Origin of the sequence: Limnohabitans sp. T6-5, from assembly GCF_003063315.1 — a bacterium.
Taxonomy (GTDB): Bacteria; Pseudomonadota; Gammaproteobacteria; order Burkholderiales; family Burkholderiaceae_C; genus Limnohabitans_A.
In genome coordinates, this window is sequence record NZ_NERV01000003.1 from 696270 (window position 1) to 710768 (window position 14499).

A 14499-nucleotide genomic window follows, 5' to 3' on the forward strand; every position below is an offset into this window, starting at 1 on the left:
GTTGAGCACAGCACAACAAGGCCACAAGCCGGGTGTGTGCTGTTCTCAACGATTCCCCCCCACCCCTTGATCTGAGGTCCCGCCACAAGCAGGGACCAGGATGAGTGCAGCCTGAAACCGGAGAAAACCATGCTCGACGACACCCTCAAAGCCCAATTGCAACAATACCTTGGCTTGCTGCGCCAGCCGATTCGCCTGATCGCCTCGCTGGATGACAGCGAAACTGGCACCGACATGAAGAGCCTGTTGGAGACCATTGTGGGCCTGTCGGACAAGGTCACGCTGGACACCTCGGGCAACGATGCGCGCAAGCCTTCTTTTGTGGTGGCGCGTGAGGGCCAAAACGTGAATGAAGGGCAAGGCGTGCGCTTTGCGGGTTTGCCGCTCGGCCATGAATTCACCTCGCTGGTGTTGGCGCTGCTCTGGACCGGTGGCCACCCGCCCAAGGTCGAGACTGAAGTGATCGACGCGATCAAAGCCCTGGACGGCGACTTCAGCTTCGAGGTCTACATGTCCCTGAGCTGCCACAATTGCCCCGACGTGGTGCAGGCCTTGTCGCTCATGGCCATCTTCAACCCCAAGGTCAAAACCGTGGTCATCGAAGGCGGTGCGTTCCAGAAAGAAGTGGAAGAGCGCCAGATCATGGCCGTGCCCATGGTCTTTTTGAACGGCCAGGTGTTCGGATCGGGCCGCATGAGCGTGGAAGAAATCGTGGCCAAGCTGGACACAGGTGCGGCCACCCGCGAAGCGGCCAAGTTGGACGCCAAAGACCCCTATGAAGTCTTGATCGTGGGCGGTGGCCCCGCTGGCGCGGCTGCGGCTGTGTACGCAGCCCGCAAAGGCATCCGCGTGGGCGTGGCGGCTGAGCGCTTTGGTGGCCAGACCAACGACACGATGGCGATTGAAAACTACATCTCGGTGCTGGAGACCGACGGCCCCAAGTTTGCCGCTGCCCTCGAAGCGCAGGTGCGCCATTACGGCGTGGACATCATGAACCTGCAGCGGGCAGACAAATTGAGCCCTGCTGGCGCCGACGGTTTGGTGCACATCCAGATGGAAAACGGCGCGACGCTCAAGGCCAAGACGGTGATCTTGTCCACGGGCGCCCGCTGGCGCAATGTGAACGTGCCCGGCGAATCCGAGTACAAAAACAAGGGCGTGGCCTACTGCCCGCACTGCGACGGCCCGCTGTTCAAGGGCAAGCGCACGGCCGTGATCGGCGGCGGCAACTCCGGCATCGAAGCGGCCATTGACCTGGCTGGCATCGTCGAGCACGTCACCGTGATCGAATTTGCCGAGCAACTCAAGGCCGACGCCGTGCTGGTGAACAAGCTGCACAGCTTGCCCAACGTGACGGTGCACACCAACGCGCAGACCACCGAGATCACCGGTGACGGCAGCAAGGTCAACGGCATCCGTTACAAAGACCGTGCGACCGGCACCGAGCACCACGTGGAGTTGGCTGGCGTGTTCGTGCAAATCGGCTTGGTGCCCAACACCGAGTTCCTGAAGGGCACGGTCGAGCTGAGCAAGTTTGGCGAGATTGTGGTGGACGCCAAGGGCCACACCAATGTGCCGGGCGTGTTCGCGGCGGGTGATTGCACCACGGTGCCTTACAAGCAGATCGTGATCGCCGCAGGCGAGGGTGCCAAGGCTGCACTGAGCGCTTTTGACCATCTGATCCGTAATTGATCTTTTACGGCGCGCAATGTGTCGCACTCAGAAAAACCGGATTGCTTACAGTCCGGTTTTTTGTTTGTGCACCCAGCATGGGCGCACACTTTCAGGTGCAAGTCCTGATGCGAACTGGTCACAGTGAGCAAAGAGAAGCCCAACTGCTTGAGGCTGGCATCGCGTGGCAAGCGTGAGTCAACTCACGCGTCGCTCGTGAGTGCTGGGCGAGTGGGTTGCGCCATCGGCAGAGGGGGCGAGCCCAGACAGTCATGACCTCCAGCTATCGAGTCGCCCGGTTCGGACCCGCACAGGCCTGGTGGTGTAGCAGGAGCGCCTCCGATCATGGGGGCCCTCCATGCCGACATTGGAAGAATCTATCCGAAGCGTTGAACAATTGATCCCACTCTTTACGGCATTGGCACCAAGACTTGATGGATGCTTCATTTTGTCAAAATCAGCTTGCCCTGCCGAGTGGTTTGCAGGCGGTAGACCTCACCCAGATGGCGGATCAGCAGCGACGATTGGCCCGCCAGCAGGTCGCGGCTGTCGATGATGCGCAAACCACCGGATGCGGATGAAACCGGTGTCGTGAACGCCTCGGAGGGCACAACAGTCTCATCCAAAAGGCGTTTGCGATCATCGCCGGGTGTCATGGCTTGCTGCCTTCGGTCACAAAACCGATCTTGGTCAGGCCTGAGCGTTGTGCTGCGGTCATGGCCTGGGCCACATGTTCGTAGGGCACTTTCTTGTCGCCTCGGATGTACAGATGCGGCTGCGGGTCCTTGGCGGCATGCAAGCGCAGAGCTTCTTCCAGGTCATCGGCTGCAATGGCCTGCTTGCCCAAAAAGAACTGGCCTTGCGCATCCACGGCCAGCTGCAGGTTGTCGGGTGGCGTTTTGTCCCGCGTGCTGCTGGTGCGGGGCAGTTCCACTTTCACGGCGTGTTGCACCACCGGAATGGCAATCATGAAGATGATGAGCAGCACCAGCATGACGTCCACCAAGGGCGTCATGTTGATTTCGCTCATCACGTCATCGGCGTTGTCGTTGACTTCAAAGGCCATGGGGCTCTCCTTGGGGGCTGCGCAGCGTTCAGGCGTGGCTCTGATTTAGTGGGGATCTGGGCTCAGTGCACTGCCGGAGTCAGGCTGGACGCTTGCGACGAGGGCGCGATGCGGGTGCCCGTCACGTAATAGGCGTGCAAGTCGTGGGCAAAACGGTTCATTCGGGAAATGATGAATTTGTTGCCACGCACCAGCGCGTTGTAGCCCAGCACCGCCGGAATGGCGACTGTCAGACCGAGCGCGGTCATGATCAGGGTCTCTCCAATGGGGCCGGCTATGGCGTCGATGCTGGCGTTACCGGTGACCCCAATGGCCACCAAGGCGTGGTAAATGCCCCATACGGTACCAAACAAGCCGACGAATGGTGCGGTGGAGCCGATGGAGGCGAGGATCGCCAGACCGTTTTGCAACTTGCCCGTGCTGTCGTCAATGGCGTTGCGCAGGCTGCGGGTGACCCAGTCGCTCACGTCCAGGCGGTCGTGCAATTGTTTTTGCGCGGCCTGGTGGTGGTCGGTGGCTTCTTGGCCGGTGATGGCCAGGTCGTGGAACAGGTTGCCTTTGGAGCCCAGGACGTTCAGGCCCTCGCTCAGGCTGTGGCTGTGCCAGAAGGCTTCGCTGCCCAGCGCTTGCTGTTTGTAGCGCCAGACGTCGAGCGCCTTGAGCACGATGACGATCCAGCTGACGATGGACATGCCGATCAGCAAAGCCATGATGGCGCGTGTGATGGCATCGCCATGGAGCCAGATGTGAGAGAGACCAAAAGATTCGTACATGATTTTTTTACTCCAAAACAAATCGAACAGGGACGTTGAACCACATGGCTTCGGGGGTGCCGTGGCGTTTGCCGGGCACATAGCGCCAGCGTTGAACGGTTTCGAGGGCTGTTTTGTCCAGTCGGTCGTAACCGCTGGACGTGCGGATTTCTGCTTGTTCGGCAGTGCCTTGCAGGCCAATGAATACGCGCACGATCACGGTGCCTTGCTCCCCCATGCGCTTGCTCATGCGAGGGTAGACAGGCGCCGGGTTGTTCAGGTAGTCGGCGTCAGACGACGGCAGCACCAGGCTGGGGGGCGTGGGTTTGCCGACACTCGCGCTGGGGGCTGCAGCGGGGGTGGCGGGGCTGACGGGGGAGCTGCTGGTCGCCGCCACGACTGGCGCGTTTGGGCTGGCTTCAGCTGACTTGCTGACCGTTGGCAAGGGGGTAGGGGCCGGTATGGGTCGGGGCCGGGGCACAGCGGGTGTGACCGGTTTGGGCCGTGGCTGCTGTTTGGGTTGCGGTGCTGGTGGCGTGGGTGCCTCCAGCATCACAGAGGCCATGATGACCTGGGCTTCTTCGACGAAGGCGGGTTGTTCCAGCCAACCTTGTTCAATCGCCCAGAGCACGCCCATGTGAGCCAGCAGCACCACCCCTGTGACACGCCAGATACGGTTGTTGTGGCTGCGGTCAGGTCTGCTGGGCACTTCGAGGGAGGCTTTTGGGGTTGTCATGGAGATTTCAGGCAAGGCCTTTTGCACCTTGCAAGTGGACGTTGACGTGTTGTTCCAGTGCGGCAACATGGTTCAGATGGATGTCTTGCACTTGGGCGCAACCGCACAGGGCCAGGGTCATTTCAAATTCATCGCGCAACAGGCGCAGCACATGGGCCACGCCTTGCGCGCCCGCATGGGCCAAGCCAAACACGGCGGGGCGGCCCAGCAGCACCGCATCGGCCCCCAGCGCCAGGGCCTTGAAGATGTCGGTGCCGCGTCGGATGCCGCCGTCCACCAGGATATTCATGGTGTGGTTGGTGGCCGTGTTTTGACAGCGCACCGCAACGGCAATCGGGGCCAGCAAGTGGGCGGTGTCGGGCAGGGTGTCCAGCGTGCGGCCGCCGTGGTTGCTGACGATGACGCCCGCCACTTGCAGGCGAGCCGCTTGCAAGGCGTCTTGCGGGTGCGTGATGCCTTTGAGCAAGATGGGCAGTCGGGTCATGCTTTGCAGCCAGGCCACATCGGCCCAGGTCGGGGCTGCGTTGGCCAGGCCTGCGCACAGGCCGCTGGTGTCGGTGGATGGGGCGGCTTCTGGTGGCCAATGCACAGCACGCACGCCCAGGGGCAGTTGTATGCCTTTGCGGCGTTCTCGGTCGCGCACGCCGTGTACAGGGGCGTCTACGGTGAGCACCAAGGCTTCGTAGCCTGCGGCCTCGACCTGCTGAATCAGGTCTTGTAAATAGACTTTGTCGCTTGGCCAGTACAGCTGAAACCACAGCGGCCCCCGGTCAGGCTCGGCCAGCATCAGGGGTGCCACGGTGTGCAAGGGTGTGCTGGTTTGGTGGCTGAGCACCAGGCCGCATTGTTGGGCGGCAGCCGCCATGGCCATACCGGCTTCCCCATCGGCATGGGCCCAGCGCTGAAAAGCCATGGGCGCCACCAGCAAGGGGAAAGGCCAGGTTTTACCCAGCAATGTGCAGCGGGTGTGGCCGCCGCTCAAGTCTTGCAGCACGCGCGGTGCCAGGCCCCACTGTTGCCAGCCGCGCAGGTTGCTGCGCAGGGTAATTTCGTCTGCCGCACCGCCGCTGAAATACGCCCAGGCAGACGCAGACAGCGCCGCTTGTGCGGCATGTTCGTGGTCTTGCAGGTTGACGATGGGGGTGGGCATGCGCTTGTTTTCTGGGGGTCAGGTGCTGGCCCATTGGCGCAGCAGGTTGTGATAAACGCCTGTCAGCCCGATGGTTTCTGACGTTTCGCCGTGTTGCTCGCGCAGTTTGAGCAAGTTCATGTCCAGATCGAACAGGATGCGGCGCTGCTCGTCTGAGCGCACCATGCTTTCGATCCAGAAGAAAGAGGCCAGCCGCACGCCCCGCGTGACCGACTTCACTTGGTGCAGGCTGGTGCCGGGGTAGAGCACCGCATCACCTGCCGCCAGCTTCACATCATGACTGCCATAGGTGTCTTGCACCACCAACTCGCCGCCGTCGTAGTCGGCTGGATCGGACAGGAACACGGTGCACGAGACATCGGTGCGCACCCATTCCTGGGTGGTGCTGGAGCGCAGCACGGCCCCATCGATGTGCGGGCCATAAAAATTGCTGTTGCCGCCATAACGGTTGAACAGCGGGTTGTAGATCTTGCGCGGCAGAGCCGCCGAAAAGAACAAGGGCTCACGTTGCAAGGCCCCCAGGATCAGTGCTTGCAGGCTGTGCGCCGCAGCACTGGTCTGCGACAGTTGTTGGTTGTTCTTTTGTGTCAGTGCTTGTGCGCCCGCGCTGCTGCGCCCGTCGATCCACGGCGCATCCTCGCCCAGCAAAGACCGGGCAGTGTGGAGTTCTTCCGTGGTCAACAGGTTTTTCAGGGGCAGCAGCATGGGATACCTCAGAACAAGGTCTTGAGACTCAGTTCCACGCGACGTGGGGTGCCTGGGATGTAGAAGCCCGAATAGACCTGGTCGATGTAACGCTGGTTGCTCAGGTTGGAGACGTTCAACTTGAGCACGGTGTTGTCAGACAGGGTGTGCTCGACCATGGCATCGACGGTGGTGAAGGCTGCGGTGGTGAGGGTCGAGTTGATCAAGGGGGTCTGTTTGCTTCGGTAGTTCAAACCGGCGCCCACACGCCACATGGGGGCCACGCGGTAGGTGCTCCACAAGCTGGCGCTGTGCTCGGGCGTGAGGCCCGGGCGATCGCCTTGCACCATGTTGCCGGTGGCGCTGCTGACGTCGATGCGTGCCGTTGGAATCCAAGTGTGGTTGTAGAACATCTCCCAGGCCGCCGAGAGACGACCCGCGAAGTTGAACTCCAGGCCTGTGGCATGGCGCTTGCCGGACAACAGGTATTGGTTGGCTGCTGTGTCCACATCGGTGTTGCGCTCGTTGTATTTTTCGGAGTGGAAAAAAGCCAGGCCCAACAGGGATTTACCTTCGAACAGCTCCCACTTGCCACCCACTTCAAAGTTCTGGCTTTTCTCGGGCGGGGTGTTCAAGGTGGTCAAGTTGGCGTTGGCCACGGTCTTGCCGTTTTGCACCACCGTCGGGCTCAGCTGAGTACCCACGCCATAGAGGTAGGTGTCGCCCGAGGTGTTGTAGGACGTGCCCCAGGATGTGTAGTAAGTGGTGCTGGGGTCGGGCTGCCACAGAGTGCCGATGCGTGGACTGGCCAGTGTTTTGCCCAGAGCCACGCTGTAGCCTTGGGCATCGGTGTACCGGGCCGAAAAACGTTCCAGCCGCAGACCGCCTTGCAGCTTGACGGTGTCGTTCAGTTGAACCGTGTCTTGCACGTAGGTGCCCAGATTTTGGGATTTGAAGGACAGCGTGGGCGCCCACGGCCGACCATCGACGATGCCCACGCCATTGTTGGGCGTGCCCACCAGGGTGCTGTCGTAGGGTGTGGTCAAGCCTGCGGTGGCGTTGTTGTTGCGACGGGCTTTTTCATCGTTGAAGTCAACACCTGCGATGAGGCTGTGTTGATGGCCCAGCCATTGGAATTTGCTGGTGTAGTCGCTTTGCGCTTGCAGCACATCACTGTCGCCATAGCGTGCTTTGGGATTGCGGCTGAGTTCCGTGTTGTCGTTCAAGCCTGAAAAGGAGGTCAGGCGCTTGAAGCCGACCTGGGTGCCCAGTAAATCGCGGCTGTAGTGGCCCATGCGCACAGTGGTTTTGAGTTCATTGTCTTGGTCAAAACGGTGTTGGTGCGCGAAGGTGCCATAGGTGGAGTCGGTGCGCAGGTGGTCGCTGGACATGCCGTAATAATTTTTCGCATCCAGCACCGGCACCATCGTGCCGCTGGGGTTTACTCCGCTGTTGCGCGGGCCACCATTGATGGATGTGCCGTTGTCCACCATCCAGGGGTGGCTGTACAAGGGACGGCCGTTGGTTTCAAGGTGGTAGAGGCTGGTGGTGAATTCATCCCGTTCACCGATGCCCCAGCGGTAGCTGGCCGCAGCGCCTTTTTTATCGACCGATGCCCCCCAGTTATCGGCTTTATGGAGCATGGCGTTGAGGCGCAGGGCTGTGTTCTCGCCGGTCTGTTTGTTGAAGTCGCCGGTCAGGCGCCGCGAGTTGCCGCTGCCCACCGTCACGTTGACCTCGTTTTGGTCCATGAGGAAGGGTTGTTTGTTGACCTGGTTGACCACGCCGCCCGTGGAGCCTTTGCCAAACAGCATGGAGGCCGAGCCTTTGAGCACCTCCACGCGGTCGAGGTTGAAGGTGTCGCGCTCGACCAAGGGTGCGTCGCGCAGCCCGTCGACATAAAGGTCGCCCGCTTGTTGCAGTGAAAAACCGCGCATGCGCACGTCTTCTTCACCGGTTTCGCCCGCCAGAAAAGTCACGCCCGAGGTGGTTTTCAGCACTTGGCGCAAGTCGTCCAGATTGCGGTCGTTCATGAGCTTTTCGGTCATGACGGTGACGGTCTGGGGAATGTCCTTCAAGGCCTGATCGCCTTTGGCGATGCCGGTTTTCTTGACCAGCAGATTTTCCTTGGCCGAGGTCGGTGACTCCTGCTGATCGCGCACCGTCACCGTTTTGAGGGTGCCTTCGGCGGATGCCTCTTGAGCTGCCGCCAGCTGAGGGCTCGACAGCGAGCTTGCCAGCATCAGGGCAGCCAGAGGCAGCATTTTTGCGGGAGGTTGCGTTTTGATGACGTGGTTGTTTCTTTGAGTCATGGTGATGCGAGTCATTGAGTGAAAGGAAGTGACAAACCTGGTTTGTCGGCAAGTTCAATGGCTGGCTATCACCACCCGGGTCTTGTCCCGGTGTGAATGGCTGGCTGTCTAAATCGAGGCTTTACTTGAAGCCCACGCGGTCGAGCATTTGCTGGACCTTGATCTGGTTCTGTCCTACTGCACTGATTGGGATCAGCTCGCTCTTGAAGCTGCCCCCGGTCATGGCCTTGAGGGCCGGGTTGTCAAAGCTCACGCCTTTGGACACGGGCCACTCGTTGTTGCCGTTGGCAAAGTGGTTCTGCGCCGAAGGGCTGGCCAGGTACTCAAGGAACTTGACGGCGTTGTCCACGTTCTTGGCGTTTTTGGCCACCGCTCCCCCGGCAATGTTGACGTGTGTGCCCCAGCTTGACTGGTTGGGGAAGACCACGCCAATCTTTTCAGTCACGGACTTGTCGGCGGGGTTGGTCGATCGCATCAAGCGGGCCAGGTAATACGTATTGGTCACGGCCACACCGCATTCGCCCGCAGCCACAGCCTTGATCTGGTCGGTGTCACCACCTTTGGGGCTGCGCGCCATGTTGTCTACCAGGCCTTTGAGCCAGGCTTCCGTCTTTTCAGCACCCAAATGCTCTGTCATGGCGCCAAACAGACTCAGGTTGTAGGGGTGCGAGCCAGAACGGATGCACAACTGGCCTTTGTATTTGGGGTCGGCCAGCTTTTCGTAACTGTCAAAGTCCGATTTTTTATATTTGATCTTGTCGAACACCACCACCCGGGCGCGGGTGGACAGGCCAAACCACGCAATGCCGCCGTTGTCGGCAGCCTTGGCGTGAAGCTGGCTGGGCACGGCCTCTTCAAGCACCCTGGACTTGATGGGCAGGAACAAGCCATCCACTTCGGCACGCCACAGACGTGACGCGTCCACCAGCAAAATGACATCGGCAGGGGAGGCGGCCCCTTCTGCTTTGAGACGGGCAAGAATACCGGCATCGTCGGCGTCCACGCGGTTGATCTTGATGCCCGTGGATTTGGTGAAGTCAGCGTACAGGGCTTCATCGGTCGGATAATGGCGCGCCGAGTAAATGTTGAGTTGTTTGTCCTGGGCAAGCACAGAGGTGCAAACCAGGCATGTGGCAACAAGGGCGGCGGTTTTCAAAATGGACATGTGTTGAATGATCTTTGGATCGTTGATGGAAAAATTATAAACTAAATGCGAATCATTATCAATGAATTGAATTCGAGGCGCAATCAAGCCGCAGCAGCGTCGAACAACAAACGGAGACCTTTCTTCTGGGGCCATGCTTGCATGGCACTCGCGTGCGCCCTCCTGGCGGGGTGCAGCACAGTGATGCCTACGTCTCAAGCGCCTGGGAGCATGAGCAAAAGTGGGACAGGGGAAACGTTGGCCAACCCTGAACAGGCGCTACAGCGCGAACGCCGGCAGGCCCGCATTGGTTTGGCCTTGGGCGGCGGCGCGGCACGCGGTTTTGCACACTTGGGCGTGATCCAGGTGCTGGAAGAAGCAGGCTTGCGTCCGAGTCTGGTGGTGGGCACTTCTGCCGGAAGTTTGGTTGCTGCGCTGTATGCCAGCGGCAAAACCACCCAGGAGTTGCGACACGTGGCTGAAACCATGGAAGAGGCCGAGATCACCGACTGGATGATGCCCATCGTTAATCGGGGGGCTCTGCGAGGCGAGGCGCTGGCGCGGTATGTCAACAACCAAGTAGGTGGCAAGCTCATTGAGCAGATGAAGATCCCGTTGGGCATCGTGGCCACGGATCTCAAGAACGGTAATGCCGTGACCTTCCGGCTGGGGAATACCGGTTCGGCCGTTCGCGCTTCCAGTGCCGTGCCCGCCGTGTTCCAGCCCGTTCGCATTGGTGAACGTGAATATGTGGACGGCGGCCTCGTCGCCCCCGTGCCCGTGCACCAGGCTCGTGAGATGGGGGCCAACTTTGTGATCGCGGTCGACATCTCCAGCGACCCGGAAGGCAATCCATCAGGCGACACCTTCCAGATCCTCTTGCAAACCTTCGCCATCATGGGCAAGAGCATCAACAGCTTGGCTCTCAAGAACGCCGAGTTTGTGGTGCGTCCCCCTTTGATGGGCTTCAAGAGCGCGGACTTCACTGTGCGTCGCCGCTCCATTGAGGCCGGGCGGTCTGCCATGCAAGCCCAGCTGCCGCAGCTGCGGGCCCGCATTGCGGCCTTTGAAGCCGGGCAGTGAAATGAAAAAGGGCTGATCTTGCAATCAGTCCTTGAAAGAATTCCTGTTAAGAATCCTTGTTTCCCAGTCGAAATTCAAAAAGGTTCTGATCCGGTGATGCAATTGCAGCAGGTGCGCGAACTTTATTTGGAGCAGGAATTCAAGACTTAAGGTTGGATGTGGCGATCCCCAACAGGGCTGGAATCTACTGAGCAGGCTGAGCTGCAGGGGCCGAGCGCTTGAAGGTCACCACATGGTCCACCTCGGCGCGAATGCCAATCCACTCGCCAAGTTTGTGGTCGTGGTGGCTCGGCACATGGGCCATCAACAGCTCGCCCGTGGCCAGGCGCAATGTGTAAAGAAATTCCGAACCCCGGAATGATTTGCGGATGATCTCGGCCTTCACCGGGGCGTGGTCGTCGTGCACGATGTCGTCGGCGCGCAGCAGCACATCGCACTGGCCGCTTTCAAAAGCGCTGGGCAGAGGGCACTCTGCCACATCGCTCAAATCGCCCACGGGGGTTTGCACCACAACCTGGCCACCGACCTCGCGCAGCGTGGCCGGGGTGAACACACCGTGCCCGATGAAGTCGGCCACAAAGCGTGTGGCCGGGCGGTGGTAGAGGCTGTAAGCATCGTCCCACTGGTGCAACTGGCCCTGATGCATCACGCCGATCACATCGCCGATGGCAAACGCTTCCAGTTGGTCGTGCGTGACCAGCAGCGCAGTGGCGTTGGCCGCTTTGAGGATGTTGCGCACCTCATGCGCCAGCCTTTCGCGCAAGTCCACATCAAGGTTTGAAAACGGCTCGTCCAGCAGCAGCAAGTCAGGGCGGGGGGCCAGCGCCCGGGCCAGGGCCACGCGTTGCTGTTGGCCGCCCGAGAGTTGATGCGGGAAATTTTTTTCGGCACCGGTCAGGCCCACCAGTGCCAGCACCTCGCTCACGCGTTGCTGGCGCTCGGCGCGGGGCAGGTGGTTCAGGCCAAAGCCCACGTTGCGGGCCACATCCATGTGGGGAAAGAGCGCGTAATCCTGGAACACCATGCCAATGCGGCGGCGCTCGGCCGGCTCGGTGTGGCCCGGTGCACTGACCACCCGGCCCGACAGCAGGATCTTGCCGCCCGACACGGGCTCCAGCCCCGCCACTGCACGCAGCAAGGTGGTTTTGCCGCAGCCCGAAGGCCCGATCAGCACCCCGATGTCGCCCTTGCGCAGACCCAGGTTGACGCCTTGCACAGAGGGCGTGTTGCGGCCCGGATACTGGATGTCGAGTTGGCTCAGCGCTAGAAACATCGCCCGATTGTAGGCAGGTTGCCGCCTGCCTCGAGGGTGCCCGGAGGCGAGCCGGGCCTGCGGTGTTCTGGGGCGCTTCTACAATACGCGGCTCTATGTCCCGCACTTTGGCCCGAGGTTTTTCGGGCATTCCCTCTTTGCTCTTCGCCTTGCTGGCCCTGATTCTGGCGTTGCCGGTGCTGGCCGTGCTCGGCTCATGGCTTCAGTGGAGCGGCTCAAGCGCTGAGATTTTGCAAGAGATGGCCCGCACCGTATTGCCCGACTACGCGCTCACTTCGCTGGGTCTGTGCCTCATGGTGGCCGTGGGTGTGACGGTGCTGGGTCTGTCCACCGCGGCGCTGGTGACCTTGTTTGATTTTCCGGGGCGGGGCGCTTTTGAATGGCTCCTGCTGTTGCCGCTGGCCATGCCCGCTTACGTGGTGGCCTATGCCTACACCGACTTTTTGCAGTTCAGTGGCCCCTTGCAGATGGCGCTGCGGGACTTGCTTGGCCTGCAAGGCCGCCTGTGGCCTGACGTGCGCAGCGTCTGGGGCGCAGCGCTGGTGTTCACCTTGTCGCTTTACCCCTACGTCTATTTGCTGGCCCGCACCGCCCTGGTGGAGCGCGCTGGCGGCCTGATGGAAGCGGCCCGCCTGCTGGGTGCACCGCTGCCGCGCCGCATCCGCGAAATCGCCTTGCCGCTGGCGCGCCCCGCCGTGGCCGCAGGTGTGGCCTTGGCCCTCATGGAAACGCTGGCCGACTTTGGGGTGTCCAGTTATTTCGGCATCCAAACCTTCACGGCCGGTATCTACAAAGCCTGGCTGGCCATGGACAACCGCATCGCAGCAGCCCAACTGGCCACCTTGTTGCTGGCCGTGGTGGTGGTTTTGCTACAGCTTGAGCAGCGTGCCCAAAAGCGCATGCGCTTCAATCAGGCCCGAGGCAGCCGTCAGGGCTCGGCCGAGGCGCAACCCGTGCAACTGGTCGGCGGGGCGCGTGTGCTGGCATGGTGCTTGTGCGGTGTACCCGTGCTGTTGGGTTTTGCGCTGCCAGTGCTCATTTTGTGCCACGCCATGTTGGGTGAAGCCACCGAGCTGCCCTGGGCTCGCTTTGGCCAATGGGCCTTCACCAGCTTGCGCTTGGGGGCTTTCACCGCTGTGCTGGCCGTGGGCGTGGCGCTGGCGTTGGCCTTCAGCGTTCGCACCCGTGCCGATGCCCTGAGTCGCACCGCCATCGGTTTGGTGGGTCTGGGCTATGCCATTCCGGGGGCCGTGGTGGTGGTGGGCTTGCTCTTGCCGGTAGGCTGGATTCAGCACACCTGGCCCGCCTCAAAGGCCGGCGCCTGGGTCACAGCCACCGCATTGGGGCTGGTGTGGGCCTATCTGGTGCGCTTTTGTGCGGTGGCCTTGCAGTCGGTACAAAGTGGTTACGCTCGCATTCCGGTCAGTCTGGACGATTCGGCCCGCATGCTCGGGGTGACCGGCTGGGGCTTGCTGCGCCGTGTGCATGCGCCGCTGCTCAAGCGCACGACCCTGGCGGCCGTGTTGCTGGTGTTTGTCGACGTGATGAAGGAGCTGCCCGCCACCATGGTGCTGCGCCCGTTCAACAGCGACACCCTGGCCGTGGTGGCCTACCAATTGGCGCGTGACGAGCGCCTGGGAGAAGCCGCCTTGCCCTCGCTTGCACTGGTGCTGGTGGGCTTGATTCCCGTCATCTTGCTCAGCCGTACCTTGCGCCAGCCTCTGAAATGAAACGCGATGGCACGGAGGGTGCCACCTGTGCTTTTCGGTCACCCTACAGTCAGCCGTCGCTTGCAATTGTCTATTTGAATGTCGCCTTGATGCAGACATGTCCATGCACAGCAAGCCATGATCGGCTTTCGAGGCCTGGGCAAAGGGCATGTCTTGTGGGATGGGCCAGCCTGCTCGCCTCCATGCTCTGCGGCCCATAAAAAAAGGGCTGATCTTGCGATCAGCCCTTGAAGGGATCCCTGTTTCCCAGATGAAATTCAAAGAGATCCGAGGAGACAACTTGCAAAAACAGCAGACAGATCCTTGCAAAACCTGTCTGTCGTGAAAATCACTTCTTCTTGGCAGCTTTAGGGGCAGCAGTTTGGGTCACGGCCGCCAGGTTGGACTCGGCCAGATCGGTGGCTTGCTTGACCGCTTTTTGCACGGTTTCGAATGCGCTGTTGGCGGCAGTCACGGCACCCTTCATCATGGCCACAGCTTGCTCGGAGCCAGCTGGGGCGTTGGAGGCGGCGCTGTCAACCAAAGAAGCGAATTGCTGTTGTGCAGCAGCGGCTTGGGCTTCGAACGCTTTGGTGAATTCGCCACCGGTGCCGGTTGCGATGTCGTACAAGTGGCGGCTGTAAGCGGCGGTTTTTTCAGCCAAAGGCTGGAACAGGCTGGCTTGCATGGCCACCAACTCTTGGGCATCTTTCACGCTCAGAGCGGCTTGGGTGTTGCTGGACGATTCGTCCAGGGCTGCTTTGGCGGCAGTCAGGTTCAACTCGACCAGTTTTTCCACGCCTTCGAAGGCTTTGGCGGTCAGACCAAACAGGGTTTCAACATTGGCTTTGTGCGAAGCGACGATTTGTTCAGCGGTCATCATGAGAATCTCCAGATCAAGGTTTCAAAAAAAGGTTTC

At 60.7% G+C, this 14499-nt stretch carries 13 protein-coding genes; 3 read left to right on the top strand and 10 right to left on the bottom strand.

Annotated elements, in window-relative coordinates:
- The first annotated feature begins 129 nt into the window (after window positions 1-129).
- A complete protein-coding gene (gene ahpF, locus B9Z51_RS14950; protein ID WP_108375891.1) occupies window positions 130-1692 on the top strand; it encodes an alkyl hydroperoxide reductase subunit F in 1563 nt (520 codons plus the stop codon).
- 422 nt (window positions 1693-2114) lie between these two features.
- On the opposite strand, the gene hemP is transcribed toward ahpF, so the two are convergent.
- The 8 genes from hemP to B9Z51_RS14990 form a co-directional block, all read right to left on the bottom strand.
- A complete protein-coding gene (hemP, locus tag B9Z51_RS14955) occupies window positions 2115-2297 on the bottom strand; it encodes a hemin uptake protein HemP (RefSeq protein WP_233254980.1) in 183 nt (60 codons plus the stop codon).
- Between the two features lie 26 nt (window positions 2298-2323).
- Entirely contained in the window at window positions 2324-2737 is a 414-nt protein-coding gene (locus B9Z51_RS14960) for a biopolymer transporter ExbD (protein WP_108375893.1), read from the bottom strand.
- Between the two features lie 62 nt (window positions 2738-2799).
- Window positions 2800-3510 carry a MotA/TolQ/ExbB proton channel family protein gene (locus B9Z51_RS14965; RefSeq protein ID WP_108375894.1) on the bottom strand — a complete coding sequence of 237 codons (711 nt, stop codon included), beginning with the start codon at window positions 3508-3510 and terminating at the stop codon, window positions 2800-2802.
- Between the two features lie 7 nt (window positions 3511-3517).
- Window positions 3518-4225 (bottom strand): energy transducer TonB, encoded by a 708-nt coding sequence (locus B9Z51_RS14970; RefSeq protein WP_233254981.1) that lies wholly within the window; start codon window positions 4223-4225, stop codon window positions 3518-3520.
- Between the two features lie 7 nt (window positions 4226-4232).
- Entirely contained in the window at window positions 4233-5375 is a 1143-nt protein-coding gene (locus B9Z51_RS14975; RefSeq protein WP_108375895.1) for an alpha-hydroxy acid oxidase, read from the bottom strand.
- Between the two features lie 18 nt (window positions 5376-5393).
- Complete coding sequence (locus tag B9Z51_RS14980; protein WP_108375896.1) at window positions 5394-6080, bottom strand: Fe2+-dependent dioxygenase; 687 nt, start codon at window positions 6078-6080, stop codon at window positions 5394-5396.
- Between the two features lie 8 nt (window positions 6081-6088).
- The gene (locus tag B9Z51_RS14985) at window positions 6089-8371 is read right to left on the bottom strand and encodes a TonB-dependent siderophore receptor (protein WP_108376051.1); all 2283 of its coding nucleotides are present in this window, start codon (window positions 8369-8371) and stop codon (window positions 6089-6091) included.
- 121 nt (window positions 8372-8492) lie between these two features.
- Window positions 8493-9536, bottom strand: coding sequence for an extracellular solute-binding protein (locus tag B9Z51_RS14990; RefSeq protein WP_199227546.1), 1044 nt, complete (start codon window positions 9534-9536; stop codon window positions 8493-8495).
- A 141-nt stretch (window positions 9537-9677) separates the two neighbouring features.
- On the opposite strand from B9Z51_RS14990, the gene B9Z51_RS14995 reads away from it, so the two are divergent.
- Window positions 9678-10598: a patatin-like phospholipase family protein gene (locus B9Z51_RS14995; RefSeq protein WP_108375897.1), complete on the top strand. Its 921-nt coding sequence runs from the start codon at window positions 9678-9680 to the stop codon at window positions 10596-10598.
- A gap of 184 nt (window positions 10599-10782) precedes the next feature.
- On the opposite strand, the gene B9Z51_RS15000 is transcribed toward B9Z51_RS14995, so the two are convergent.
- Window positions 10783-11871: an ABC transporter ATP-binding protein gene (locus tag B9Z51_RS15000; RefSeq protein ID WP_108375898.1), complete on the bottom strand. Its 1089-nt coding sequence runs from the start codon at window positions 11869-11871 to the stop codon at window positions 10783-10785.
- 95 nt (window positions 11872-11966) lie between these two features.
- Between B9Z51_RS15000 and B9Z51_RS15005 the strand changes: the two genes are divergently transcribed.
- Window positions 11967-13601 carry an iron ABC transporter permease gene (locus tag B9Z51_RS15005; protein WP_108375899.1) on the top strand — a complete coding sequence of 545 codons (1635 nt, stop codon included), beginning with the start codon at window positions 11967-11969 and terminating at the stop codon, window positions 13599-13601.
- A 328-nt stretch (window positions 13602-13929) separates the two neighbouring features.
- Here B9Z51_RS15005 and B9Z51_RS15010 read toward each other — a convergent pair whose 3' ends face one another.
- Window positions 13930-14463 (bottom strand): phasin family protein, encoded by a 534-nt coding sequence (locus B9Z51_RS15010; RefSeq protein WP_108375900.1) that lies wholly within the window; start codon window positions 14461-14463, stop codon window positions 13930-13932.
- Window positions 14464-14499: the final 36 nt, after the last annotated feature.

Coding starts and splice junctions, on each gene's coding strand:
- ahpF (WP_108375891.1), top strand. CDS start 130: ATGCTCGACGACACCCTCAAAGCCCAATTGCAACAATACCTTGGCTTG.
- B9Z51_RS14960 (WP_108375893.1), bottom strand. CDS start 2,737: ATGGCCTTTGAAGTCAACGACAACGCCGATGACGTGATGAGCGAAATC.
- B9Z51_RS14965 (WP_108375894.1), bottom strand. CDS start 3,510: ATGTACGAATCTTTTGGTCTCTCTCACATCTGGCTCCATGGCGATGCC.
- B9Z51_RS14970 (WP_233254981.1), bottom strand. CDS start 4,225: ATGACAACCCCAAAAGCCTCCCTCGAAGTGCCCAGCAGACCTGACCGC.
- B9Z51_RS14975 (WP_108375895.1), bottom strand. CDS start 5,375: ATGCCCACCCCCATCGTCAACCTGCAAGACCACGAACATGCCGCACAA.
- B9Z51_RS14980 (WP_108375896.1), bottom strand. CDS start 6,080: ATGCTGCTGCCCCTGAAAAACCTGTTGACCACGGAAGAACTCCACACT.
- B9Z51_RS14985 (WP_108376051.1), bottom strand. CDS start 8,371: ATGACTCAAAGAAACAACCACGTCATCAAAACGCAACCTCCCGCAAAA.
- B9Z51_RS14990 (WP_199227546.1), bottom strand. CDS start 9,536: ATGTCCATTTTGAAAACCGCCGCCCTTGTTGCCACATGCCTGGTTTGC.
- B9Z51_RS14995 (WP_108375897.1), top strand. CDS start 9,678: ATGGCACTCGCGTGCGCCCTCCTGGCGGGGTGCAGCACAGTGATGCCT.
- B9Z51_RS15000 (WP_108375898.1), bottom strand. CDS start 11,871: ATGTTTCTAGCGCTGAGCCAACTCGACATCCAGTATCCGGGCCGCAAC.
- B9Z51_RS15005 (WP_108375899.1), top strand. CDS start 11,967: ATGTCCCGCACTTTGGCCCGAGGTTTTTCGGGCATTCCCTCTTTGCTC.
- B9Z51_RS15010 (WP_108375900.1), bottom strand. CDS start 14,463: ATGATGACCGCTGAACAAATCGTCGCTTCGCACAAAGCCAATGTTGAA.